The sequence below is a fragment of the Chromobacterium haemolyticum genome (genome assembly GCF_002081825.1).
GTDB lineage: Bacteria > Pseudomonadota > Gammaproteobacteria > Burkholderiales > Chromobacteriaceae > Chromobacterium > Chromobacterium fluminis.
In genome coordinates this window covers 56,004-80,942 of sequence record NZ_MUKU01000013.1, presented here as the reverse complement: position 1 = coordinate 80,942, position 24,939 = coordinate 56,004, and the positions used below count along the sequence as shown (strand labels likewise).

22 protein-coding genes are annotated in these 24,939 nt (G+C 63.4%); 9 read left to right on the top strand and 13 right to left on the bottom strand.

The window, feature by feature from the left end; genetic code table 11:
• Nucleotides 1–137: 137 nt before the first annotated feature.
• The 4 genes from B0T39_RS12155 to B0T39_RS12140 form a co-directional block, all read right to left on the bottom strand.
• Nucleotides 138–521 carry a hypothetical protein gene (locus B0T39_RS12155; protein ID WP_081546926.1) on the bottom strand — a complete coding sequence of 128 codons (384 nt, stop codon included), beginning with the start codon at nucleotides 519–521 and terminating at the stop codon, nucleotides 138–140.
• A 153-nt stretch (nucleotides 522–674) separates the two neighbouring features.
• Nucleotides 675–1,097 carry a DUF2214 family protein gene (locus B0T39_RS12150; RefSeq protein WP_081546924.1) on the bottom strand — a complete coding sequence of 141 codons (423 nt, stop codon included), beginning with the start codon at nucleotides 1,095–1,097 and terminating at the stop codon, nucleotides 675–677.
• Between the two features lie 95 nt (nucleotides 1,098–1,192).
• Nucleotides 1,193–1,669 (bottom strand): WbuC family cupin fold metalloprotein, encoded by a 477-nt coding sequence (locus B0T39_RS12145; RefSeq protein ID WP_081546922.1) that lies wholly within the window; start codon nucleotides 1,667–1,669, stop codon nucleotides 1,193–1,195.
• A 124-nt stretch (nucleotides 1,670–1,793) separates the two neighbouring features.
• Nucleotides 1,794–3,053: a glutamate-5-semialdehyde dehydrogenase gene (locus B0T39_RS12140; RefSeq protein ID WP_081546920.1), complete on the bottom strand. Its 1,260-nt coding sequence runs from the start codon at nucleotides 3,051–3,053 to the stop codon at nucleotides 1,794–1,796.
• A gap of 233 nt (nucleotides 3,054–3,286) precedes the next feature.
• Between B0T39_RS12140 and B0T39_RS12135 the strand changes: the two genes are divergently transcribed.
• The 6 genes from B0T39_RS12135 (at nucleotide 3,287) to B0T39_RS12110 (ending at nucleotide 7,907) form a co-directional block, all read left to right on the top strand.
• Nucleotides 3,287–4,279 carry a sulfate ABC transporter substrate-binding protein gene (locus B0T39_RS12135; protein ID WP_081546918.1) on the top strand — a complete coding sequence of 331 codons (993 nt, stop codon included), beginning with the start codon at nucleotides 3,287–3,289 and terminating at the stop codon, nucleotides 4,277–4,279.
• Between the two features lie 7 nt (nucleotides 4,280–4,286).
• Nucleotides 4,287–5,141, top strand: a complete 855-nt coding sequence (cysT, locus tag B0T39_RS12130; protein ID WP_081546916.1) for a sulfate ABC transporter permease subunit CysT — start codon at nucleotides 4,287–4,289, stop codon at nucleotides 5,139–5,141.
• 1 nt (nucleotide 5,142) lies between these two features.
• Entirely contained in the window at nucleotides 5,143–6,039 is an 897-nt protein-coding gene (cysW, locus tag B0T39_RS12125; RefSeq protein ID WP_081546914.1) for a sulfate ABC transporter permease subunit CysW, read from the top strand.
• A complete protein-coding gene (locus tag B0T39_RS12120; RefSeq protein ID WP_019103751.1) occupies nucleotides 6,036–7,112 on the top strand; it encodes a sulfate/molybdate ABC transporter ATP-binding protein in 1,077 nt (358 codons plus the stop codon). The genes cysW and B0T39_RS12120 overlap by 4 nt, the downstream gene beginning before the upstream one ends.
• 163 nt (nucleotides 7,113–7,275) lie before the next feature.
• Nucleotides 7,276–7,620: a type II toxin-antitoxin system RelE/ParE family toxin gene (locus tag B0T39_RS12115; protein WP_081546912.1), complete on the top strand. Its 345-nt coding sequence runs from the start codon at nucleotides 7,276–7,278 to the stop codon at nucleotides 7,618–7,620.
• Entirely contained in the window at nucleotides 7,620–7,907 is a 288-nt protein-coding gene (locus B0T39_RS12110) for an XRE family transcriptional regulator (protein WP_081546910.1), read from the top strand. The genes B0T39_RS12115 and B0T39_RS12110 overlap by 1 nt, the downstream gene beginning before the upstream one ends.
• Nucleotides 7,908–8,214: 307 nt before the next feature.
• Here the strand turns inward: B0T39_RS12110 and B0T39_RS12105 are convergent, their stop codons facing one another.
• The 3 genes from B0T39_RS12105 to B0T39_RS12095 form a co-directional block, all read right to left on the bottom strand.
• On the bottom strand, nucleotides 8,215–8,664 hold the full coding sequence (locus tag B0T39_RS12105) for a hypothetical protein (protein ID WP_081546908.1): 450 nt from the start codon (nucleotides 8,662–8,664) through the stop codon (nucleotides 8,215–8,217).
• Nucleotides 8,665–9,456: 792 nt separating this feature from the next.
• On the bottom strand, nucleotides 9,457–11,124 hold the full coding sequence (locus B0T39_RS12100; protein ID WP_081546906.1) for an acid phosphatase: 1,668 nt from the start codon (nucleotides 11,122–11,124) through the stop codon (nucleotides 9,457–9,459).
• Nucleotides 11,125–11,244: 120 nt separating this feature from the next.
• The gene (locus B0T39_RS12095) at nucleotides 11,245–12,132 is read right to left on the bottom strand and encodes a phytanoyl-CoA dioxygenase family protein (RefSeq protein WP_081546904.1); all 888 of its coding nucleotides are present in this window, start codon (nucleotides 12,130–12,132) and stop codon (nucleotides 11,245–11,247) included.
• Between the two features lie 238 nt (nucleotides 12,133–12,370).
• Here B0T39_RS12095 and B0T39_RS12090 point away from each other — a divergent pair, with 238 nt between their 5' ends.
• Complete coding sequence (locus tag B0T39_RS12090) at nucleotides 12,371–13,981, top strand: FMN-binding glutamate synthase family protein (RefSeq protein ID WP_081546902.1); 1,611 nt, start codon at nucleotides 12,371–12,373, stop codon at nucleotides 13,979–13,981.
• A 2-nt stretch (nucleotides 13,982–13,983) separates the two neighbouring features.
• Here B0T39_RS12090 and B0T39_RS12085 read toward each other — a convergent pair whose 3' ends face one another.
• From B0T39_RS12085 to B0T39_RS12065, 5 genes are all read right to left on the bottom strand, one after another.
• Nucleotides 13,984–14,388: a hypothetical protein gene (locus B0T39_RS12085; RefSeq protein ID WP_081546900.1), complete on the bottom strand. Its 405-nt coding sequence runs from the start codon at nucleotides 14,386–14,388 to the stop codon at nucleotides 13,984–13,986.
• A 59-nt stretch (nucleotides 14,389–14,447) separates the two neighbouring features.
• Nucleotides 14,448–14,873: a DUF721 domain-containing protein gene (locus B0T39_RS12080; RefSeq protein WP_081546898.1), complete on the bottom strand. Its 426-nt coding sequence runs from the start codon at nucleotides 14,871–14,873 to the stop codon at nucleotides 14,448–14,450.
• A 132-nt stretch (nucleotides 14,874–15,005) separates the two neighbouring features.
• On the bottom strand, nucleotides 15,006–16,319 hold the full coding sequence (locus B0T39_RS12075) for an ABC transporter ATP-binding protein (RefSeq protein ID WP_081546896.1): 1,314 nt from the start codon (nucleotides 16,317–16,319) through the stop codon (nucleotides 15,006–15,008).
• Nucleotides 16,320–16,329: 10 nt separating this feature from the next.
• Nucleotides 16,330–18,069: an ABC transporter permease gene (locus tag B0T39_RS12070; RefSeq protein WP_081546894.1), complete on the bottom strand. Its 1,740-nt coding sequence runs from the start codon at nucleotides 18,067–18,069 to the stop codon at nucleotides 16,330–16,332.
• A 357-nt stretch (nucleotides 18,070–18,426) separates the two neighbouring features.
• Nucleotides 18,427–20,466: an alkaline phosphatase D family protein gene (locus tag B0T39_RS12065; RefSeq protein ID WP_081546892.1), complete on the bottom strand. Its 2,040-nt coding sequence runs from the start codon at nucleotides 20,464–20,466 to the stop codon at nucleotides 18,427–18,429.
• Between the two features lie 439 nt (nucleotides 20,467–20,905).
• Between B0T39_RS12065 and secA the strand changes: the two genes are divergently transcribed.
• On the top strand, nucleotides 20,906–23,617 hold the full coding sequence (secA, locus tag B0T39_RS12060; protein ID WP_081546890.1) for a preprotein translocase subunit SecA: 2,712 nt from the start codon (nucleotides 20,906–20,908) through the stop codon (nucleotides 23,615–23,617).
• A 247-nt stretch (nucleotides 23,618–23,864) separates the two neighbouring features.
• On the top strand, nucleotides 23,865–24,389 hold the full coding sequence (locus B0T39_RS12055; RefSeq protein ID WP_081546888.1) for a DUF2087 domain-containing protein: 525 nt from the start codon (nucleotides 23,865–23,867) through the stop codon (nucleotides 24,387–24,389).
• A 45-nt stretch (nucleotides 24,390–24,434) separates the two neighbouring features.
• Here the strand turns inward: B0T39_RS12055 and B0T39_RS12050 are convergent, their stop codons facing one another.
• Nucleotides 24,435–24,911 carry a TlpA family protein disulfide reductase gene (locus B0T39_RS12050; protein WP_081547011.1) on the bottom strand — a complete coding sequence of 159 codons (477 nt, stop codon included), beginning with the start codon at nucleotides 24,909–24,911 and terminating at the stop codon, nucleotides 24,435–24,437.
• Between the last annotated feature and the right edge of the window lie 28 nt (nucleotides 24,912–24,939).

The window sequence follows — 24,939 nt, the reverse complement described above, 5'->3', positions numbered from 1 at the left end:
AGGCAAGCGGATGCAATCAAACCGGGCGTCTGCCGGAGTGTCTATTATGTTATCCACAGTGTTGTGCACAGTTTGTGCACACTTTCCACAGCGGCGGGGTTGTGGACGGCGCTGTCCACAGCCCCGCCGGAGAGGCGTCAGCTGCGCTGTGCGCAGTCATTGACCAGCTTGCGCCATGCCTTGCTGTAGCTGAGGCCATGGGTGTTCACCGTGAGTTTGCTGGCGTCGCCGTCCGGGCGGATGAGAATTTCCAGCCCGTCCTTATTGGTGGCGGGGTTGGTCAGCCGCACGGTCTCGCCGCGGTCTCCGCCGCGCTCGCGTTCGATGTACTCGCTGGGAATGCGCAGCTTGCGCATGCGCTCGTCCAGGCAGTTGGCGACGACGGGCGGAGGCGCCTTGGCCTTCAGCGTGGCGACCGGGTCGTTCAGGTTGGCGAGCGCCGGCACCACCGCGCAGCTCAGGGCGACGCCGAGCGCGGTTTGCAGCAATAGGGATTTGCAGTGTTCGATCAGATTGGGCATGGCTTTCTTGCGGGAAGGACGACGTACCAAGATTGGAAACGCCGCGTCGCGCGCAAGTTCGAGTTAGGCCCTTTGCAGGTGTTAAGGAGTTTGAGGTCCGAGGAACGGTCGGCGTCCGGTGCCGGCTCAAAGTTCGCCAGCGTGAACGGGGTTTCAGCCGTGCAGCGCGACGGATTCGCCGACGATGGCGAGCAGCAGCCAGATTTGCCAATAGCTGCTGCGCGCCAGCGAATCGGCGCCGCGCAGTTCCAGGCTGCGCTGGATGCGCAGCTGGCTTTGCCAGCGCATCAGACCGCGGGAGGCGCGGACTTCCAGCAGCAGCAGCGGGGCCAGGGTCAGCAGTTTGAGAATGAAAAGAGGATGTTGCAGATGGGAGGTGTCCAGCGAGAGCAGGCCCAGGCCGCTGACGGTCCACAGCGCCAGCGCCAGCAGCCACCAACGATGGCTGCGGAATAGCTGCGGGGTCTGGCTGGGGAATTGCTGCTGGCGCAGCAGGCCGGCGCGGCTCCATAACGCGGCCAGGCCGGCGCCCAGAGCCAGTAGATGCAAGCTTGCCAGCAGCCAGTGCCACAACATGGTTTGCCTCCCGTCCCCAAGAGATGCCCTACACGGTAAACAGGGGCGCGGCGGCTGGCAAGCTTATTTGCTTAGCCGTTTGACCGGGGGACGGCTTAGCCGGCGAAGCGCTGGCCCGCTTGGGCGCGGCGCAGGAAATCCAGCATCGCCGGCACGCGCTCGGAGCCCTCGGCCGGGGACCAAGCGGCCAGGTTTTGGTCCTGCAGCGGCAGATAAGGACCGTGCTTGACTTCAAACACCACGCTGCCCGGCAGCAGCGACACGACCGAATGCCAGGTATTGGCCGGCATTTCGAATACGCGCGCGCCGTCTTCGCCCAGGCGATGACGGCCTTGAACCACGCCGGCCTCGTCGAACACGATCACCTCGAAAGCGCCGCTGAGCGCGATCAACATTTCCCAGCTGTGGTCGTGGCGGTGGGGGCGGACGTAGGTGTCCGGCTCCATGGCGATGGCCAGGCGCTGGATAGGGTCTTCCAGCTGAGCGTGGAAATTCTGGTTGGCGCGCAGGCGCGGCGCACAGGCGGCTTTGGCCGACAGCGCGGCCAGGTCTTGTTGGTTCAGGGTCAGCATGGAATAGCCCGGTAGGGAAGCAAAGCAGCGATTATCAATGAAAACGCCGCCGGCAGCGAGGCCGGCGGCGAGCGCGAGCGTTTAGCGAAAGGCGGTCAAGCAACCGGCCTTCGAGGCGGCGGGATCAGGAACGGATCTGGCCGTCGCCCAGCACGATCCACTTCTGGCTGGTCAGGCCGGTCAGGCCCACCGGGCCGCGAGCGTGGATCTTGTCGGTGGAAATGCCGATTTCCGCGCCCAGCCCGTATTCGAAGCCATCGGCGAAGCGGGTGGAGGCATTGACCATCACGCTGGCGGAGTCCACCTCGCGCAGGAAGCGGCGCGTGCGCCCGTAGTCCTCGGACACGATGGCGTCGGTGTGATGGCTGCCCCAGTGATTGATATGCTCGATGGCCTCGTCAAGGTCTTTGACCACCTTGATGGCCAGGATGGGCGCCAGATATTCGCTGGCCCAGTCCTCGTCGCTGGCCGGCCGTACCTTGTCGCCCAGGATGGCGTGGGTGCGTTCGCAACCGCGCAGCTCCACGTCTTTTTCCCAATAGGCCTCGGCCAGACGCGGCAGGATGAATTCCGCGAAGGCGGTGTGCACCAGCAGGGTTTCCATGGTGTTGCAGGTGCCGTAGCGGTGGGTCTTGGCGTTCAGCGCGATGTTGAAGGCCTTGTCCGGGCTGGCGGTGTCGTCGATGTAGACATGGCAGTTGCCGTCCAGGTGCTTGATCACCGGCACCCGCGCCTCGGCGCTGATGCGGGCGATCAGGCCCTTGCCGCCGCGCGGCACGATCACGTCCACGTATTGCGGCATGGTGATCAACTCGCCCACCGCGGCGCGGTCGGTGGTGGCCAGCACCTGCACCGCTTCCGCCGGCAGTCCGGCCGCGCGCAGGCCCTCGTACACGCAGGCGGCGATGGCCTGATTGCTGTGGAAGGCCTCGGAACCGCCGCGCAGCAGCGCGGCGTTGCCGGATTTCAGGCACAGGCCGGCGGCGTCGGCGGTGACGTTGGGGCGGGCCTCGTAGATGATGCCCACCACGCCCAGCGGCACCCGCATCTTGCCCAACTGAATGCCGGACGGCCGGTAGGCCATCTCGCTGACCTCGCCCACCGGATCCGGCAGCGCGGCGATTTGGCGCAGCCCTTCGGCCATGCCGGCGATGGTTTTCTCCGTCAAAGCCAGCCGCTCCAGCAGCGCCGGTTCCAAGCCGGCTTTGCGCGCCGCGTCCATGTCCTGAGCATTGGCGGCCAACAGCTTGGCCTGATCGCGCAGAATGGCGTCCGCCATCGCCAGCAGCGCGCGGTTCTTCTGCGCGGTGTCGGCGCGGGCCAGTTCGCGGCTGGCCTTGCGGGCGGCCTTGCCCGTCTGTTGCATATAGTCTTTGACGTTCATCGTGGAAACTTCCGAGAGCCAGAATAGAGAATTGACTCTGAGAGTAAACCAAAGCGGGGAGGGCGGCCAGCGCGGAGCGCGCGACGCCTGGGCGCGCTGGAATGGCTTGGGGGCGAGTGGGTTTTGTTAGATTATTGAGGGATAAGAGTATTTCACAATATTATTTATGGATATAACAGTCCTTGGGTATAGTCGGGAACATCGCCGATCATCCATCAAGAAAAGGTCTGTCCATGAAGCTCCGCCTTGCCCTGGCCGCCCTGTTGCTGGCCGCGACCGGCTCCGCGCTGGCCGACGCCACTCTGCTCAACGTGTCCTACGACGTGATGCGCGACTTCTACAAGGACTACAACCCGGCTTTCCAGAAAGCCTATAAGGCCAAGACCGGCGAAACCGTCACCCTGCAACAGTCGCACGGCGGCTCCAGCAAGCAGGCGCTGGCGGTGGCCAACGGCCTGGCCGCCGATGTGATCACCATGAACCAGGCCACCGATATTGACCTGCTCGCGGGCAAGGGCCTGCTGCCGGCCAACTGGGCCAGCCGGCTGCCCAATCACGCAGTGCCGTTCACCTCCACCATCGTGTTCCTGGTGCGCAAGGGCAACCCGCAGCAAGTACGCGACTGGAGCGACCTGGCCAAGCCGGGTTTGAAAGTGGTGATTCCCAATCCCAAGACTTCCGGCAACGGCCGCTACAGCTATCTGGCGGCCTGGGGCTATGCGCTGAAGCAGCCGGGCGGCAACGAAGCCAAGGCCCGCGAACTGGCGGGCAAGATCTTCAAGAACGTGCCGGTGCTGGACGGCGGCGGCCGCGCGGCCACCACCACCTTCATGCAGCGCCAGATCGGCGATGTGCTGGTGACCTTTGAGAACGAGGCGGAAATGATCGCCCGCGAATTTGGCCGCGGCGGCTTCGAAGTGGTTTACCCCAGCCTGTCGGTGCTGGCCGAGAATCCGGTGTCGGTAGTGGACAAGGTGGTGGACCGCAAGGGCAGCCGCAAGCAGGCGGAAGCCTATCTGCAATACCTGTGGAGCCCGGAAGGCCAGAAGCTGGCCGCGGACAACTACCTGCGCCCGCAAGACCCGGCAGTGGCCAAGCAGTTCGCTTCCCGCTTCCCGGCGGTGAAGACCTTCACCGTGGCCAGCGTGTTCGGCTCCTGGGCCGCGGTCAATCAGAAGCACTTCGCCGACGGCGGCAGCTTCGACCAGATCTTCAGCAAGAAATGAGCGCGTGATGGCGGCCAGCGGCTTTAATCTGATCAATAAGCGCCACTCGGTGCTGCCCGGCTTCGGCCTATCCTTCGGCATCACCCTGTTTTGGTTGGGCCTGATCGTGCTGCTGCCCTTCGCCGTGCTGCTGTGGTCGGCGCATGGCATGGGCTGGGCGGCCTTCGTCGATGCGGTGGCCCATGAGCGCGTGGTGGCCGCCATCCGGCTGTCCTTTGTTTCCGCCGGCATCGCCGCGCTGATCAATCTGCTATTTGGCTTTCTGGTGGCCTGGGTGCTGGTGCGCTACCACTTTCCCGGCAAGCGGCTGATAGACGCGCTGGTGGACCTGCCGTTCGCGCTGCCTACCGCGGTGGCCGGCATCGCGCTGACCACGCTGTACGCGCCCAATGGCTGGATAGGCCAATACCTGGAGCCGCTGGGCCTGAAAGTGTCGTTCACCCCGCTGGGCATCATCGTGGCGCTGACCTTCATCGGCCTGCCCTTCGTGGTGCGCACGGTGCAGCCGGTGCTGGAAGACCTGGAGCGCGAGCTGGAAGAAGCCGCCACCTGCTTGGGCGCCGGGCGCTGGGACATTTTCCGGCGCGTGATTTTCCCGGCGGCCTTGCCGGCCTTGATCACCGGCGGCGCCATGGCCTTCGCCCGCGCCACCGGCGAATACGGCTCGGTGATCTTCATTGCCGGCAATATTCCGATGGTGTCGGAGATCGCCCCGCTGATCATCGCCGCCAAGCTGGACCAGTTTGATCAAAACGGCGCGGTGGCGGTGGCGCTGGTGATGCTGGTCATCGCCTTCCTCTTCCTGTTCGCCATCAATCTCATCCAATGGTGGGCCGCGCGCCGCCACGGCGCGGGTAAATGATATGCAAAGCCTGACCACTGAATCGCGCCTGGTGCGCTATCTGTTGACCGGCCTGGCCTTGGTCTTTTTGTTCCTGTTCCTGCTGGTGCCGCTGTTGGCGGTGTTCTGGGAAGCTTTCCGCAAAGGCTGGGATCTGTATCTGGCCGCCTTGGTGGAGCCGGACGCGCTGGCGGCCATCAAACTGACCTTGACCGCCGCCGTCATCGCCGTGCCGCTGAACCTGGTGTTCGGCGTGGCGGCGGCCTGGGCCATCGCCCGTTTCGAATTCCGCGGCAAGAGCTTCCTGACCACGCTGATCGACCTGCCGTTCGCGGTGTCGCCGGTGGTGGCCGGCCTGATGTACGTGCTCTTGTTCGGCGTCAACACCGCGCTGGGCGGCTGGTTGCAACAGCACGGCCTGCAAGTGATCTTCGCCGTGCCCGGCATCGTGCTGGCCACCGTCTTCGTCACCTTCCCCTTCGTGGCCCGCGAACTGATCCCGCTGATGCAGGCCCAGGGCGCGGACGAGGAGCAGGCGGCGCTGGTTTTGGGCGCTTCCGGCTGGCAGACCTTCTGGCGCGTCACGCTCCCCAATGTCAAATGGGGCCTGCTCTACGGCGTGATCCTGACCAATGCCCGCGCGATGGGAGAATTCGGCGCGGTGAGCGTAGTGTCCGGCCATATTCGCGGCCAGACCAACACCATTCCGCTGCATGTGGAAATCCTGTACAACGAGTACAACTTCGTCGGCGCCTTCGCCTGCGCTTCGCTATTGGCCTTTCTCGCCCTAGTCACCCTGGGCGTCAAGAGCCTGGTGGAGTGGCGGATGGCGCGACAGAGCGACGCCGCCGCGGAACGCAGCGCGGCCGCTCGCCTGGCCGCCGCCGGCCGTGCCATAGCCAAGGACCAGCCCGCATGAGCATAGAAATCCGCAATATCCGCAAACAGTTCGGCGACTTCGTCGCGCTGGACAATGTCAGCCTCAACGTGGAAGCCGGCGAACTGCTGGCGCTGCTGGGGCCGTCCGGCTGCGGCAAGACCACCTTGCTGCGCATCATCGCCGGCCTGGAACAGCCGGACGCCGGGCAAGTGCTGTTTGCCGGCGCCGACGCCACCCACACCCATGTGGCCGAGCGCGAAGTGGGCTTCGTGTTCCAGCATTACGCGCTGTTCCGCCACATGACGGTGTTCGACAACGTGGCCTTCGGCCTCAGCGTCAAGCCGCGCAAGAGCCGGCCCGGCAAGGACGAGATCCGCGACAAAGTGATGCAGCTGCTGAAAATGGTGCAGCTGGACTGGCTGGCGGACGCCTATCCCGGCCAGTTGTCCGGCGGCCAGCGTCAGCGCATCGCCCTGGCGCGCTCGCTGGCGGTGGAGCCCAAGGTGCTGCTGCTGGACGAACCCTTCGGCGCGCTGGACGCCAAGGTGCGCAAGGACCTGCGCCGCTGGCTGCGCGATCTGCACAACGATATGCACATCACCAGCGTGTTCGTCACCCACGATCAGGAAGAAGCGCTGGAAGTGTCGGACCGGGTGGTGGTGATGGACCACGGCCACATCGAGCAAGTGGGCCGCCCGGACGATATCTACGAAAACCCGGCCACGCCCTTCGTCACCCAGTTCCTGGGCGATGTGAACCTGTTCCACGGCCGCATCGAGCGCGGGCAGTTGCAGATCGGCGGCTACGCCCATGCGCTGGAAGGGCTGAGCCTGGCCAGCGGCGACGAGGCGGTGGCCTATGTGCGCCCGCATGATCTGGATCTGTCGCGTCAGGCCGACGGCGCGCTGGCGCAGGGCACGGTGGAGCATATCCACGCGGTGGGGCCCATTGTACGGGTGGAACTGGTGCAGGCCGACGGCCGGAGCATAGAGGCGGCGGTGAGCAAGGAGCGTTACCGCGAGTTGGGCGTCTTGCCCGGCGACAGCCTGTATGTGACGCCGAAGAAGCTGTCGGTGTTTGCCAAGCAGGAAGGTCAGGATTATGTGATTTGAGTGTTGCAGGCCGCGTTCGCGCTGAGTCCGTTTCGTTGGAAAGAGAAAAGCACCGTTCGTCCCGATAAGGGGAACGGTGTTTTTTATGGTCTTTGCTAGGTGGGGCGGTATTTCAGTCTAGGCTTCGATTTGACTAATGTATCAAAATTGGTACCATTCAAGTATGAATGCCCCCATCTTGGATGTTTGTTTCTACCAGACGGCAAGCGGTACGGAACCTGTGCGTGATTGGTTGAAAGCGCTGGAGGCTCCGGACCGAAAAGTCATAGGCGCAGCTATCAAGACGGTCCAGTTTGGCTGGCCGCTTGGCATGCCGTTGGTGCGGAAAATGGCCAAGGATTTATGGGAGGTCCGCATCCATCTGCCTGGGCGTATCGCCAGAGTGATGTTCACCGTGGTCGCGGAGGCGATGGTTCTGCTGCATGGTTTCATCAAGAAGTCGCAGGCCACCGCGAAGGAAGATTTGGGGCTGGCGCTTGCGCGGCTCAAACAGCTAGGAAATATATGATGAACAAAGAGCATATCGGCAGCCGCTTCGATGACTTCCTGGCCGAAGAGGGCATGCTGGAAGAAGCCACCGCAATCGCGGTGAAGCGGGTGATCGCCTGGCAGATTCAGCAGGAAATGAAGGCGCAGAAACTGAATAAGACGGCTATGGCAAAGAAAATGCATACCAGCCGCGCGGCTTTGAACCGCTTGCTGGATGATACGGATACCAGTCTGACGCTGGCTACGCTGGCTGGCGCAGCTACTGCGCTGGGTAAGAAAATCAAGGTGGAACTCGTTCCTGCCTGATCAAGGAGCTGATAGCGTGTCACCCTGGTTCGCGAGACTTTGAACAGGTTCTTTAGGACATGCGGCGGAATCCATCCTTGGGTTTTGATGGCGGGGTTTGGTGGGTATCGCCTACCGGCTCCACCCACCCTACAAGACCGTTCGCCGTAGGGTGGGTGGAGCGTAGCGATACCCACGCGGACATGTGGCGGAATCCATCCTTGGGTTTTGATGGCGAGGTTTGGTGGGTATCGCCTACCGGCTCCACCCACCCTACAAACCGCCTGCCGTAGGGTGGGTGGAGCGAAGCGATACCCACCAGCTGAGGTCAGCGATTGCGCAGGCGGATACGGCGGAAACGCGCCTCCAGGCTAAACCGCTGCCCCAGCGCCAGGTAGAGCTGGTGTTGGCTGTCCACATGGCGATAGACGCGCACCCGATCAGCGTCCAACAGCATCATGATTTCCAGATAGTTGAAGAAACCCATCCACTGGCCGCGTCCGTCGCGGTCGTCAAAATCGATGTCGCGCGCCACGCGGCTGAGCAGGCCCTTGCCGACATATTCGCGGTTGTCCTTCATCCATTGCAGCAAATGCGCCGCGCATTCGCGGCCATAGGCGCTGTCGGCGGGGTAATCCTTACGGGGCGTGGGCATTTGCCAGTAATGCCGATAGGTGCGGCCGGGGCAGAAGCGAACAAAGGGGAGCAGGGCTTCCTGCTGTTCCAGCGAGTGCAGTTTGTAGCGGCGACGACGGGGAAAGTTTTGAGCGTGATGCATGGTGTTTCTCCTGCTGTGACACAAGATAAACCACCTGCCGGGGGAAGCTGAGGTATTAGGCAGGCGCGTGGCAGGATTGGCGTACCGGTCCGAAGTCTAGCCGGCGAGTGCATAGCACTCTCCCACCATGCGCCTGCCAAAATGGCTTTGCCATGGATAAAGCAGCCAACGCAGCATGCTGCGTTGGCTTGTCGACTTCGGAAACGAGACGCCAATCCCGTGTGCCGCATGTGGGCGGCAACGTGGGGATTGTTCCTGAGGGAGTGCTTGGGGTCAAGGCGGTGTGGCTGGTTCAGCAAGGTGTGCGGGTGAGGATTAGGCAAGCGCGTAGCGGGATTGGCGTACCGAGTGAACTCCAAACCGGTGAGTGCATTACACTCTCCCTCCATGCGCCTGCCAAATGACGTAGCAAGGCTGGGATTGTTGCCGAGGAAAAGGGGTGGATCAAGGCGACGTGGTGAGTTTGGTTAGGTGAGAGGGTTTTGAATCCGCTGCGCGGATGATGATTTTCATTGCCGGGGCTGCCCGGCGGGCAGGAAGGGGAATTTGCGCGGCCAAATTCCCCTTCACCCCAAAGGCCGCCCTGCAAGCCTGGCCTACGGCTTCCCGCCGGGGCCCGTCAGGCCCGAGGCGCGGCTGAACTCGCAGCGCGCTACCGTCGCGCTGCTCGAACAGGCAGCCGCTTAAGACCTCGGGCCTGCCACCCGTCGGCAGGCTTGAAGGGACTGGGGGCGCGTCGGCTACGTGGTTTCTTCTTGAAACATCATCCGCAAAGCGGATGCAACAACCCCTTCACGCAAATACCAAAGCCCCGGTCAAATCCCCCGGCGGCTGCGCGCCGCGCGCGCGGAAGGCCGCATTGCGCGCGCTGACCCCTTCTAGCTCCGGCAAATCATGCAGCCGGCTGATGAAACGGATGATGGACGTCGTATCGTAAAAGGTGTGATCCACATGCCCGCGCTTGGCGAACGGCGACACGATGATCGCCGGAATCCGCGAACCCGGCCCCCAGCGGTCCCCCTGCGGCGGTGCCACATGGTCCCACCAGCCACCGTTCTCGTCATGGGTGATCACCACCAGCATATGCTTCCATTGCGGCCCGCTCATCAAATGCTGCAACACATTGGCCACGTGACGGTCTCCGGATTCCACGTCGGAATAGCCGGCATGCATGTTCAGATTGCCCTGCGGCTTGTAGAACGTCACCGCGGGCAGTTTGCCGGCCACGGCGTCGGCGATGAAGCGGTTGGAAATCGGGCTGTCGCCCAGGCCGCCGTCCAGCAGATGGCGCTCGCGGGCGGCGCTGCCGGGCGCGAACTGGCGGAAGTAATTGAAGGGTTGGTGATGGTACTGAAAGTTGGGCGCGTCGCCGCCGCCCTTGCCGTCCAGCGCCGCTTGCCAGCTGCCGCCGTACCAGGCCCAGCCGATGTGCTTCTCGGACAAGAGGTCGCCAATGGTGCGGTAGCTTTGCGGCGGCAGGGTGCTGGGGTCTTGCGGATCGGCGTAGCGTTTGTCTCCGCCTTCCGCCGGTCGTACGAAGCTGGGCTGGTAGGGCGGGGCCATGGTGTTCACCGCGTAGCCGTCAGGGGTGATGGCGCCGTTGTTGACGAATTTGGGCGGGCCGTCCAGCGCCGAGGCCGGGGATTTGGGGTCCAGCGCCAACTGGCGGCCGGTGGGGCCATCGGCCAGCACGGCGATTTTCTTCTTGGCCGGGGTCTGGGCGGCGTTGAAGTATTCCGGGGTGCGCGCGGCGATCAGGAACTGGTGGTTGAGGTAGGAGCCGCCGAAAGCCGCCATGAAGAAGTTGTCGCACAGGGTGAAGCGGCGGGCGATCTGCCATTGATTGAGGGTGTGCGCGGTGTTCGGGTAGTGGCCCATGACCAGGGCGCCGGAATCGGCCCAGGCGACGAATTGGTCGTTGCGGCCGTCGTTGATCTGCATCTGGTTGTGATAGAACAGATGACAGAGATCGCGGGTGATCACCGCTTCCGGCAAGGGCTGACCCTCGGCGTCTTTCAGCGGGAACGGCGCGTTGGGCAGGCCGTGAATGTCTTTTTCTTCGATGAAGTAGCGTTTGCCGGCCACGGTCTGCCCGGTGGGCACCAAGCCGCCCCAGATCTTGGGCAGGCCGGACAGCGGTTGGCCGTCGCGGTCGCGTTGCAGCGCCTGTTGCTGTCTGACCGCGCTCAGCGGCTGGGCCACGCCGGGGAAGTTGCCGTAGAGGTTGTTGAAGCTGCGGTTTTCCAGATAGATCACCACCACGTTCTTGATATTGGCCTTGAGCAGGGCGTCTAGCTGGCCGTGGCGCGGGTGGCTGCTTGCCGCCGGTGCGGCGGCGGCCGGCAGCGCGCAACTGGCGCCGATGGCGGCCAGGCCTTCGAACAGGCGGCGGCGGGAGGGGTCTTGCGGGGCGTCCGCTTCGGTTTGCTGCAGGCTGTCCTGATCTTCGCTGGCGTTCATGCTGTGATCCTTGGTTTAGGGAGTGCGGTGGCGGCGCGCGTCAGCCAGACGGCCGGCGTGTTCCATTGTCCATCATCCCGCCGCGGTGTTGCGGCGGGATGTCGGCGTGCGGAGATAAGATTAATCGATGCGCAACGCGGCGGCGCGCGCTTCCGCCAGCGGTTGGATAATTTCTTCCGGCAGGAATTCGCGGAACAGCGTATCCGCCGGCGGCTGATCGCGCAGCAGTTCTATCGGGTCGCGGCCGTCTATGCTGCCGAGATTGGGCGCGTGGACAAAGTAGCCCAGCAGCCGTTGCAGCCGCGGCGGCAGCGCGCGGGCCAGTTCCCGGGAGACGGCGAGGTATTGGTTTTCCGCCTGGCGCAGCCAGCCCAGGTTGTAGCTGATGACGACGCCGGTGCGCGCTTGGGCGCTTTGGTTGGCGCCGCCGCCGTGGATCAGCGAACCCAGGTAGATTAGAACGGAGCCGGCGGGCATGGCGGCGCTGATGACTTCTTCCGGCTTGGGATCGCGCGGTTCGGGCCAACGGTGGCTGCCAGGCACGACGCAGGTGGCGCCGTTCTGCTCGGTGAAGTCGTCCAGCGCGTACATGCAGTTGATCATTTTTTCCGATCCGGGCGCGGTGCCGGGAAACATCAGGTCGTCGCTGTGCAGGAATTGACGCGGTTCGCCGGGGCCGATGCTGATGGCCTGGGTGAGGTTGAGTTGGTATTCGCGGCAGCCGCGCAGCAGGAAGGCATCCATCACTTGCAGGATCAAGGGGTGGATGGCAAGTTCGCGGGCGGCGGGCACGCGCTCTATCAGGCCGCTGACCCTGCGGGTGGCGTAGCCGTAGAAGTCGCCCTGACAGGGGGCGGAGCGGTCCAGCAGCGGTTGCAGCTGGGAGCGGAACTGTGCCAGGCCATCCGGGGTCAACAGATGTTCTATCACGATGCCGCCGTCTTGTTCTAGCGCGGCGATCAGGGTTTCCGGCGCGGTGTCCGGGAGGAAGCGTTGCAGGCAGGGCATGTCTTGGGTTCCATCGCTTTATTAAAGAACCGGCGGCCGGGCCGCGGCGGTGTGGATGTCGAGAGATGTTATCTTCTGGATATTTACCGTGTCTGCGGAGCCGGCCTTTAGGTCAGGTGATAGATTATCTTTATAGTGAATGTATTTATTAATGTGAATTGGCGCCTGCCGCGCCTTGTAAGCTGCGGGTTTTCGACCTTACCCTGAGCCTTCCCCGCCACCCCTGTCTGGAGTCCACATGAGTGTGTCCTTGTTGAGCCGCTACGCTTTTTTCTCCTGTTGCCTGTTGTTCACGCTGTTCAGCTTGCCCTTTGTCCACTATGAGTGGTTGTGGCCGTTCACGCTGGCCGCCGCCGCGTTGACGCTGCTGGGGGTGTTCGATTTGCTGCAAACGCGCCACGCGGTGCGCCGCAACTATCCGATTTTGGGCAATATTCGTTACCTGGTGGAAAGCATCCGCCCGGAAATCCGCCAGTACTTGCTGGAGTCCGACCGCGAGCAACTGCCGTTCTCGCGCGCTCAGCGCTCTTTGGTGTACGCGCGGGCCAAGAACGAGGGCGCGGACAAGCCGTTCGGCACCTTGATCGATGTGTATCAGCCGGGTTTCGAGTTCATCAGCCATTCGATGCGGCCGGCGCCGCTGAGCGATCCGGCCGGTTTTCGTGTGGAAATCGGCGGTCCGCAGTGCGCCCAGCCGTATTCGGCGTCCTTGTTCAATGTATCGGCGATGAGTTTCGGCGCGCTCAGCGCCAACGCCATCCGCGCCTTGAACCAGGGCGCGCAGCGCGGCGATTTCTATCACGACACCGGCGAGGGCAGCATCAGCCCTTACCACTTGGAGCATGGCGGCGCGCTGGTGTGGGAACTGGGCAGCGGTTATTTCGGCTGCCGAGACGCGACCGGCGGTTTCGATGCGGAGCGCTTTGCCGATCAGGCGCGCAACCCGCAGGTGAAAATGATTGAGATCAAGCTGAGCCAGGGCGCCAAGCCCGGCCACGGCGGCATTCTGCCCAAGCACAAGGTGACGCCGGAAATCGCCGCCACCCGCGGCGTGCCGCTGGGGCAGGATTGCGTGTCGCCGTCCCGCCACAGCGCGTTTTCAACGCCGATTGAGCTAATGCGTTTCATCGCCCGGCTGCGCGAGCTGTCCGGCGGCAAGCCGGTGGGCTTCAAGTTCTGTCTGGGTCACCCGTGGGAGTTCATGGGCATCGCCAAGGCGATGCTGGAAACGGGGATTCTGCCGGACTTCATCGTGGTGGACGGCAAGGAGGGCGGCACCGGGGCGGCGCCGCTGGAGTTCACCGACCATATCGGCGTGCCGCTGCGCGAGGGATTGCTGTTTGTCCACAATGTGCTGGTGGGCTTGAATCTGCGCGACAAGATCAAGATCGGCGCCAGCGGCAAGCTGGTCAGCGCTTTCGACATCGCCAGCGTGCTGGCCATCGGCGCGGACTGGGCCAATTCCGCGCGCGGCTTTATGTTCGCCATCGGCTGCATCCAGAGCCAGAGCTGCCACACCAACCGTTGCCCCACCGGGGTGGCGACACAGGATGCCTTGCGTCAGCGCGCGTTGGTGGTGCCGGACAAGGCGGACCGGGTGTTCCATTTCCATCGCAACACCATGAAAGCCTTGGCGGAGATGCTGGCCTCGGCCGGGCTGGAGCACCCGTCGCAGTTGCGGCCGCACCATTTGGTGCGCCGCGTCAGCGACACCGAGATCAGGCTGTTCTCGCAGCTGCATGTCTTTTTGCAGCCGGGCGAGTTGCTGGAGCCTGAGATCAAGGCGGCGTTCTACGGCCGCATGTGGCAGATGGCGCGGGCGGACAGCTTTGAGGCGCAGCCTGTCTGAACCTATTGCGCAGAGGGCGCGGCGCCGGCCTCTTCGTCGTCCGCGTCTTTGGGCGGGGGCACGATGCGCCATTGGCCGTCCTGGCGGCTGAAGCGCATCCGCTGCTCGCGCTCCACCGGCTTGCCGGTAAGTTTGCGGCCCTGGTAGCTGACTTCGCAATCCAGGGTGGTGTTTTCCTCGTCGTTCTGACAGTCGCTCACCGAGGTGACGCGCAGGTCCTTGAGCATGGATTCCACCATCGAGCGCATCAGCAGGGTGTGGGTGGATTCCGGCTTGGCGTCGAACTCGGCGAGCGCCTGGGCCTTGAAGGCGGCTTCCGCCTCGGCCGGCGTGGGTTGTTCGCTCGGGGCGGCTTGGGCGAGTCCGGCGGCCAGGCCGGCGAGCGCCATGATGATGTATTGTTTCATGCCGCGACTTTAAGCCGGTTTGACCGGCGGCGGCAAGATGGCCGGCGGCTTGCCTGCCTTTACTTGCGGTGGTGGGCGATCAGCTTGGCCAGCGCGGCGCTGACCAGCGGGTTGCTGACGCTGGCGGCGGCCTCTTCCATGCCGTCCAATGCGTTCTGGCTGATCTTCAGCGTTTTTTCCTTGGGTTTGCGCGCCAGGCGGATATCCACTTTGACCCGCACTTTGCTGGCCACATAGCCTTGCTGTGCCAATTGCGGCAGCAGGCCGGGCGCCAGCATGCGCAGGCGGGCGGCGATGATGCCGGTATCGGTGTAAATCACCAGTTCGTCGTCGCGGATGCGCACGGCGCGGCAAGTGCCGGCCAGCAGCGGCGGCAGCAGTTTCTGGAAGGCTCGGTTCAGCTTCATCAGTGCTTGAGCCTCGGCGGTGAGCCGGGTCAAGGTGCTGTCTTTGCGGGCAATGTCGTTGAATTGGCGTCCGTACATGGCGGGCTGTCGAGTGAAAACAGTTCATTGTAGCCGCTGACGGGGGTGCTTGGGGAGGTCGCGGCCGACGCGCTTGCGCCGGCGGACCGGATTTGTCGACGGGACGGCCGGGCGCCTGCCCGGCCAGAGGCCTTATTGACCGCCTTCCACGTCTTCCAGGCTGAAGGTTTCAGTGTGGTCATTGTAGGAGAAGATTTCCGCGTAGCGTCCCCAACTGATCACGGTGTCCAGCGTCTCCTCGGCGGTCTCGTCGGACAGAGAATCCTCCAGTTCCTGGGCGAAGCGCAGCCGCGGCGCGCGTTGGCCCGGGCGTTCTTGCAGCACTTTGCGGATGTGGGCCGCCATTGGCACGTGGCGCAGCAGGTGTTCGGCGAACTGCACTTTGCGTTCCTGGGTGCCGTAGTCGGCGAACAGCTTGCCGGCGGCGGTGAGCAGGATGTCGCCGTCCTTTAGTTCGGCAAAGCCCAAGTGTTCCAGGATTTCGGCCACCGGGAACAGTTCGTCCACTTCCAGCCTTAGTTTTTCCGCGATTTCCGGCATGTCCGCCTTGCCGTGATAGGGCGCTTGAGCCACTTCCTCAATTAAGCCGGCCATCAGGTTAGTGGACACCTCGCTTAACTGGCTGCCGATTTCCAGCGGCAACTTGTGCAGGGTGTGGGCGCTGCGGCGCGCGGTCATCAGCGCGTAGATGTCGTCCACCATTTTGCGGAAGGCCGGGTCCAGCCGGTTGCGGCGGTGCGGGAAGGGCACTTTGATTTCCGCCACCACGCGGCCGGGATTGGACGACAGCACCAGGATGCGGTCGCACATGAATACGGCTTCTTCGATGTTGTGGGTGACGATGAGCACGGACTGGATGGGCAACTGGCCTTCGCTCCACAGGTCCAGCATATCGGTGCGCAGCGTTTCGGCGGTGAGCACGTCCAGCGCGGAGAAGGGCTCGTCCATCAGGAGCAGGGTGGGGTTGACCACCAGGCCGCGGGCGAAGCCGACGCGCTGGCGCATGCCGCCGGACAGTTCGCGCGGGTAGGCGTTCTCAAAGCCGTCCAGGCCAATCAGGTCGATGGCGGCCAGCGCGCGGCGGCGACGCTCCTTGGCTTCCACGCCCAGCGCCTCCAGCCCGGCTTCCACGTTTTGCAGCACGGTCAGCCAGGGGAAGAGCGCGAAGGTCTGGAACACCATGGCCACGCCTTCGGCAGGGCCGGTCAGGGGCTTGCCGTGGTAGCTGACATCGCCGCTATTTTGCTTGATCAGGCCGGCGATGATGCGCAGCAAGGTGGATTTGCCGGAGCCGGAGCGGCCCAGCAGGCCGACGATCTCGCCTTCGCGCAGCGTCAGGTTGACGTCGTCCAGCACCTGGATTTCGTCATTGCCCTTTTTGAAGCCGCGGCAGACGTTTTCCAGCCGGAAGATTTCCCGCCCAAGGGTGGTGGTGTCTGGTGTCATGGTTGCCCCCTTAGTTGAGACGAAGTTTGTTTTCGGCGATGGCGTACAAAGGACGCCACAGCAGTCGGTTGAACAGGACGACGAAGATGGACATCACGGCGATGCCGAGCAGTATCTTGGGGTAGTCGCCGGCGGCTGTGGTTTGGGCAATGTAGGCGCCCAGGCCGTGGGCGGCCAGCTTGTCGTCGCCCCAGGAGACGTATTCGGACACGATGCTGGCGTTCCAGGCGCCTCCCGATGCGGTAATCGCGCCGGTGACGTAGTAGGGGAAAATGCCGGGCAGCATCACTTGCCGCCACCATTGCCAGCCGCGGATGCGGAAATTGGCCGCCGCCTCGCGAAAATCGTTGGGAAAGGCGCTGGCGCCGGCCACCACATTGAACAGGATGTACCACTGGGTGCCCAGCACGATCAGCGGCGACAGCCAGATGTCCGGGTTGAGTTTGAAGTGGACGATGAACACCACGAACACCGGGAACAGCAGATTGGCTGGGAAGGCGGCCAGGAATTGCGCCAGTGGCTGGATCTTTTCCGCCAGCGCCGGACGCAGACCGATGTGCACGCCCAGCGGTACCCAGACGATGGAGGCGAGCAGTATCAGCAGGGATACCCGCACCAGGGTGATCAGGCCCAGGCCCAGCACGCGCAGGACTTCGGCCGGTCCCACTTCGGTGTGGATGAAGCTCACCAGTTTCCAGCTGGCCAGCAGACCCAGCGTCGCCACCAACAGCCACCAGACTACATCAATGCCGCGCGACACCGAGGTTTGCGCTTCCGAGTGCAGGCCTTGCGGCAGGCGGTAATTGAGGCGCAGCCGGGCGGTTTTGCGCAGTAACTTGCCAAAGGGCTTGAGCAGCAGCTGGATGGCGCGGGTGCGCTGGATCAGCTTGAGCACCCAGGACTCCGGCGCGGATTGGCTGGCAGTGTCTTCCAGGCGGAATTTGTCCGCCCAGGCCACCATGGGGCGGAACAGGAATTGGTCGTAGATGACGATGACCACGGTCATGGTCAGAATCACCCAGCCCACGGCGGCCAGATCCTTATGTTGGATGGCCATGGCGAGGTAGGAGCCGACGCCGGGCAGGGTGACGGTCTTGTCGCCGACGGTGATGGCTTCCGAGGCCACCACGAAAAACCAGCCGCCGGACATGCTCATCATCATGTTCCAGATCATGCCGGGCATGGAGAACGGCACTTCCAGCTTCCAGAACTTCTGCCACGGCGTCAGCCGCAGATTGAGCGAGACTTCTTCCAGATCGCGCGGCACGGTGCGCAGCGATTGGTAGAAGCTGAAGGTCATGTTCCAGGCCTGGCTGGTGAAGATGGCGAAGATGGCGGCGAATTCCGCCCCCAGCACCCGGCCGGGAAACAGCGCCAGGAAGAAGGTGACGGTGAAGGAAATGTAGCCCAGCACCGGCACTGATTGCAGGATGTCCAGCATGGGCACCAGCAGCAAGCCGGCGCGGCGGCTCTTGGCCGCCAGCGTGCCGTAGATCAGGGTGAAGACGAGTGCGGCGGCCATGGCGGCCAGCATGCGCAGTGTGGTGCGCAGCGCGTATTCCGGCAGATTGGCCGGGTCCAGCGTGATGGGAACGGTTTGCAGCGCGGTCAGCGGCGCCCAGGTTTCGCGGATGCCGGTGGTGGCTATCAGCAGGAAGCCGAGCAGGAGCGGAAACGCGATCAGATCCCAGCGGTTGGGAATCAACCGTTTGGCCGTGGCGGGCATGAAATGGCGGACAACGGTAGTCATCTGGCCTCTCCGATTGAGCGCCGCCGACAGCGCCGCCAGCGGCGGTCAGCGGTTTTTTAGTCTGTTTTATTCGGGCGGAGCCGCGGAAGCGTGCCATGCGGCAGGAATCAGCATGCCTGTCACCTGAAGCATAGGCCAAGGGCATCGGGCGCAGACTGCCAGCAAGGCCATGCATCGGGAATGGGAGCGCAGGGCGTCGGCGCTGGATACTAGCAGAGTTGCGTGGACGGGAATGTTACCGACGCGGCAGATTTGTTGGGGTTTTGTGACGGATTGTACTGTTTGAAACTGAGTGGCGTTTCGCTCTCGGGCGCCCGGCTGGGCCGGGCGCTCGGAGCGTTTGGTTTGTGCTCGGGTTTACAGCACGTTGACGGCGGGGCTGCCGGCCGCCACCTCCACGGTTTTGACGCCGGCTGTGGCCGGGCTGGGGGCCGAGCCGCCGCTCAGCGCGCCCACTTTGTGGAAGGCGCAGCTGAGTTTGGCCGGCGTCAGCGTCACCAGCGCGTAGCCCTGGGCGTCGCTGTCCACGTATTTGAGCCAGCTGTTGAAGTTCTGCAAGGTGCTGGTGAAAGTGTTGACCACTTGGCCGCTGACCGTGGTGTAGATCAGGGGCTTGGCCTTGGAGAAGGCCGGCACGGTGTCCACCACGTTCTTGAAGTAACTGAACAGCGAGTTGCTGGACACGCCGGCGGTGACCAGGTCCACCATCACCGGGCTGGGGCTGGCGGCGTCGTAGTCATCCATCACCGGGCCGGCGAAGAAGGCGTGGATGTCGCCGGTGAGCGCCACCACATTGGCGATGCCCTGAGCTTTCAGATAGGCCATCAGCGCTTTGCGCTCGGCGTTGTAGCCGTCCCACTGGTCGGCGTTGAGGATGAATTTGTCGAAGAACATCGACGGCGGCAGGCTGGCGTCCAGACCGGGCTTGATGGCGGCGTTGAACACGCCGGCGGAGATCGCGCCGCCGCTGAGGGTGCTCAACAGCGGCTGGGTGTTGGTATAGCTGACCACGGGTGTGGCGCCGCTGGTGTTGGCGGCGGCCAGGTCCAGATAGAGCGCGCCTTGCAGCTGGGCGATCTGCGGCTGGGTCAGCGTCAGGCCCATGCCGGCCAGTTGCGGCGCCAGGCCCTGGGTCAGCAGCGAGGCCACCGCGACGGTGCCGTCGAAACCCATGCGCAGCAGCGAGACTTCATTGCCCCATAGTTTCCAGGTGGTGGAGGCGGACTTCATTTGGTTCTGCCACCAGGCGCGCTGGGTTTCGCCCAGAATGGAGACATTGAGCAGATTGCCGCCGGTGGAGGCCATCTTGCTGGCTTCCACCTGGGCCAGAGTGTTTTTCTGCACGAAATAGCGGCTGCCTATCTCGCTGCCGGCCTGGGTTTCCGGAATGATGTGGTCGCTGCGGTACAGACGCTCGTCGGTCATCACCAGGGTGGCCAGGTCGCCGAAGGTGAAGCTGCGGTAGATCTGGATGTTCTGGAACGAGGGGTTGCTCAAATCCAATTGCACGTCGGCCGGCATGTTTTCGAACCAGGCCTGGCTGGCGCTGCGGCGGCGCGCGGTTTGCGGCGAGCTGTCGTCGGTGGCGGTGTATTCCTGGCGGTCCTGCCAGCAGTCGTCGGAAAACTCGTGGTCGTCCCAGATCGCTATCATCGGGAAGCTGGCGTGCAGCTTCTGCAAGCGGGCGTCGTTGCGGTAAGACTTGTACAGCGAGCGGTAGTCCGCCAGCGTGGTGGCGTAGCGGGCGCCGTCGGCGCGCTGGGTGCCGTTGGGCAGGCTCAGCGCCGGATGGCGGGTTTCGTTGCCGCCGCTCTGGAAGCCGGCGCCGACGGTTTCGTAGATGTAGTCGCCCAGGTGGACGATGAAGTCCAGGTCCTGATTGGCCAATTCCTCGAAAGCGCCCCAGTGGTTGACGCTCCAGTCCTGACAGGAAATGAAGGCGAACTTGAGCTGGGACAGTGGCGCGCCGGCGGCCGGCGCGGTCTTGGTGCGGCCGGTCATGCTGACCGCCGGGCCGGTGAGGAAGCGGTAGTAGTAGGTGGCGGCGCTGCCAAGGCCGGTGACTTTGTGGCGTATGGTGTAGTCCCAGTCAGGCTGGGCGCTGAGCGCCACGTTCACCAGCAGGGTGGAGAAGTCCGCGCGGTCGGACAATTGCAGCGTGACTTTGACGTTCTGGCCGCCGTCGCCGCCGTCGACACGGGTCCACAACACGATGCTGTCCGGCTTGGGGTCGCCGGAGGCCACGCCCTGGCTAAAGCCGCTGCCGTTGACGCCGATCGCGGCGCCCGAGCCCCCGGGCAGGCTGCCCGCGCCCCCGCCGCCGCATGCGCTCAAGCCGCCGGTGGCGACGGAGGCGGTCAAGAAGCCGCTCCACTTCAGAAACTGTCTGCGATCCATCGATGTCTCCCCTCTATTGTCTTTGCGTGCTTGTGCTTGAATCGGGCCGTGGACGGCCCTTGTTGGAAAGGCGCTATTGTTGGAGGGGATTATTAAAGTGGCATGACAGTCAGTGTCAATTTAATTGAGTGTTTGCTCGAATTCGTCCGGGAAACGTGGATTAAAACCAACACTTGTTTGAGTTCGGCTCGGCGCCGCCGACAAGAGCGGCGCCATGGCCGCGCGCTTGCGGACGAGGCCGCGACGCGACGGGCGGTTTTCACGCGCGCCTCTGGCTGCGGTCGGGCGTAAACGAAAATAAAGACCGCGCGCAGGCGCTTGCCCCCTTGATACAGCGCAAGCGCGCCCCCATAAAATAAGGCGGCTAATGTGCTACACTTTCAAGCATTTTTGCGGACACCTTACTTAAACAGCCCGCTGGTCTCTGGAATTCGATTACATGATTTCTTCTTTGCTTAAAAAAGTATTCGGCAGCCGCAATGACCGGCTTCTGAAGCAATTCCACCAGACGGTGGTGCGCGTCAATGCTCTGGAAGAGGGCTTGAAAGCGTTGTCCGACGAGGCTTTGGCGGCCAAAACCGATGAGTTCAAGCAGCGTTTGGCCAAGGGCGAGACGGTGGACGAGCTGTTGCCGGAAGCCTTTGCGGTGTGCCGCGAGGCCTCGCGCCGCGTGCTGGGCATGCGCCACTTCGACGTGCAGCTGATCGGCGGCATGGTGTTGCACTACGGCAAGATCGCCGAGATGCGGACCGGCGAGGGCAAGACTCTGGTGGCCACGCTGCCGTCCTACCTGAATGCGCTGACCGGCGACGGCGTGCACGTCGTCACCGTCAACGACTACCTGGCCAGCCGCGACGCCGGCATCATGGCCAAGCTGTACAACTTCCTGGGCCTCTCCGTCGGCGTCAATCTGTCCCAGATGCCGCACGACGAGAAGCAGCAAGCGTACGCCTGCGACATCACTTACGGCACCAACAACGAATTCGGCTTTGACTATCTGCGCGACAATATGGTGTTCAGCGTGGAAGAGAAGGTGCAGCGCAAGCTCGCCTACGCGGTGATCGACGAGGTGGACTCCATCCTGATCGACGAAGCGCGCACCCCGCTGATCATCTCCGGCCCGGCCGACGACAATATCGACATGTACCAGCGCATGAACGCGGTGCCGCCGATGTTGAAGCGCCAGGAAACCGAAGAAGGCGAGGGCGATTACTGGGTGGACGAAAAGGCCAACTCGGTGATGATGTCCGAAGCCGGCCACGAGCACAGCGAAGAAATCCTGACCCGCTTGGGCCTGCTGAAGGAAGGCGACAGCCTGTATTCCGCCACCAACATCACGCTGATGCACCATCTGATGGCCGCCTTGCGCGCCCACTCGCTGTTCCATAAGGACCAGCACTACGTGGTGCAGGACGGCGAAGTGGTGATCGTGGATGAATTCACCGGCCGCCTGATGGCCGGCCGCCGCTGGTCCGAAGGCCTGCACCAGGCGGTGGAAGCCAAGGAAGGCGTGGAGATCAACCGCGAAAACCAGACGCTGGCTTCGATCACCTTCCAGAACTACTTCCGCTTGTACGGCAAGCTGGCCGGCATGACCGGTACCGCCGACACCGAAGCTTACGAATTCCAGAGCATTTACGGCCTGGAAACCGTGGTGATCCCGACCAACCGGCCGATGATACGCAAGGACGCGCAGGACAAGGTCTACCGTTCCGCCAAGGAAAAGTACGACGCCATCCTGGCAGACATCAAAGACTGCCACGAGCGCGGCCAGCCGGTGTTGGTGGGCACCACCAGCATCGAAAACTCCGAGCTGATCGCTGATCTGCTGCAAAAAGCCAAGCTGCCGCACAATGTGCTGAACGCCAAGGAACACGCGCGCGAAGCCGACATCGTGGTGCAGGCCGGCCGCCCCGGCGTGATCACCGTGGCTACCAATATGGCCGGCCGCGGCACCGACATCGTGCTGGGCGGCAATCCGGAGCCGGAGATCAAGGGCATCGAGTCCGACGACAGCCTGTCCGCAGAGGAAAAGCGCGCGCGCATCGACAAGATCCGCGCCGATTGGAAAGTGGTCCATGATCAGGTGTTGGCCGCCGGCGGCCTGCACATCGTGGGCACCGAGCGCCATGAGTCGCGCCGCATCGACAATCAGCTGCGCGGCCGTTCCGGCCGTCAGGGCGACCCGGGCTCTTCCCGTTTCTACCTGTGCCTGGAAGACCCGCTGCTGCGTATCTTCGCTTCCGACCGCGTCGCCGCGATCATGGACCGCCTGAAAATGCCGGAAGGCGAGGCGATCGAGCACCCCTGGGTGTCCCGCTCCATCGAGAACGCCCAGCGCAAGGTGGAAGGCCGCAACTTCGACATCCGCAAGCAATTGCTGGAGTACGACGACGTCGCCAACGACCAGCGCAAAGTGATCTACCAGCAGCGCAATGAAATCCTGGTGGAAAGCGATGTGTCCGACGTGGTGGTCAATATGCGCGAAGGCGTGTTGTCCGACCTGGTGGACCAACACCTGCCGCCGGAATCCATGGAAGAGCAATGGGACCTGACCGGCCTGGAAAAAACGCTGGAAGCCGAATTCCTGCTGCCGATCAAGGTCGGCGAGTGGCTGAAGGCCGAGCCGGCGCTGGACATCGAAAGCATCCGCGAACGCATCATCGAGCAAGCCGCCGAGACCTATCAGGCCAAGGTGGAACTGGCCGGCGACGGCGTGATGCGCCAGTTCGAGCGTAGCCTGGTGCTGCAGATGCTGGACAATCACTGGCGCGAACACTTGGCGGCGATGGATCATCTGCGCCAGGGCATTCATCTGCGCGGTTACGCGCAGAAGAACCCGAAGCAGGAATACAAGCGCGAAGCCTTCGAACTGTTCGCCGACATGCTGGAGCGCATCAAGCGCAGCGTGGTCAATGTGCTGATGACGGTGCAAATCCGCAGCCAGGAAGACGTGGACGCGGTGGAGCCGCACCAGGTGGGCGAGTATGAAATGCAGCACGCCGCGCCGGGTTCTGCCCTGGGCGATGACGAAGAGAATCCGCTGTCTCCGGACGCGCTGGCCGCGCAGGGCCTGCGCATTGGCCGCAACGACGCCTGCCCTTGCGGCAGCGGCAAGAAGTACAAGCAGTGCCACGGCCGTTTGGAGTGATCCAGTAGCAAGAGCGTATAAAGCCGACGCGAGGGCGTCGGCTTTTTTCATGTTCATGCGCTTTGCAAGCCGACGGCGCGGTGTTAGCATCGTCGCGGGTCAACAGTTCACCCAGGCGTCGCCGGTGCCCTCACCACGCTAAACCTGTCTTGGCTAGACTCATCTCGCTTGGCTCGAACCCGTGCCAGGCCGTAAAGGCGACCGCGGCAGTCCATTCCGACCTTGGCACGACGACAGGATTCGAACCATGTCTCGTACGCTTTATCCCTTTTATTGCAGTGATATCTCCGCGCTGGCGCGTTCGCTCAAGCAGCAATGGGCGCAGGAAAGCGCTCCGCCCAGCCATGTGCACATTCTCAATATGCTGGCGCGTTCCGCCGGTTTTCAGAACTTCCAGCACTGGCGCGCGGAATGCGAACGTCCGGCTCCGCCAGCAGCTTTGTCCGCGGAGACGACGCGGCTGTTGCGTCATTACGACGCCGAGGGGCGCTTGACGCGCTGGCCGAAGAAGTTCAGCGAGCAGCGTCTCTGCCTATGGGCGTTGTGGGCCGGTTTGCCGCAGGGCGGACAATGGTCCGAGCCGGAGGTAAACGCCTTGATCCGCGCGGGCGAAGTCTTTGGCGATCATGTGCTGTTGCGGCGCGAGCTGGTGGAGCAGGGCTTGCTGGGGCGCACGCCGGATTGCCGGCGCTATTGGCGCGTGGAGCGGCAATTGACGGCGGAGGCGGGGGAGCTGGCAGCGGAAGTGAGCCGGCGTAGAGCCGGCCGTTGAGGCGTGATTGGCGGCGGTTGACGCCAGAGGCCGCCGCCGGCTGATTTACAACTGGGTTTTGATCGCCGCTTCCAGCTTTTTCTCGTCCAGCAAGCCGGTGAGCTTGGAGGCGATCTTGCCCTTGCGGTCCAGGATCAGGGTGTAGGGCAGGCCGCCGGTGGCGTTGCCCAGGCTGCGCATCAGGTTCAGGGTGTCGCTGTCGCCCAGCAGGATTGGGTAGCCTATCTTCAACTGGTTGACGAAGGCGCTGACTTCTTCTTTGTTGTCCAGCGCCACGCCCACCACTTCCACGCCTTTGGGCGCCAGTTTGGCGCGCAGGCGGTTCAGCATCGGCATTTCTTCGCGGCAAGGCCCGCACCAAGTGGCCCAGAAGTTCAGCACCGTGACCTTGCCCTTATAGGAGGCGATGGTGGCGTTGCCGCCTTGTAGCTTGGTGAAGTTGGTTTGTTCCAGCGTGGGCGCGGCCATGGCGGATAGCGGCAGCAGCGCGATCAGCGCGGGGGCGAGCAGTCGTTTCAGCATTGTGTTGAGCTTCCGGTAGGTGTTTGAA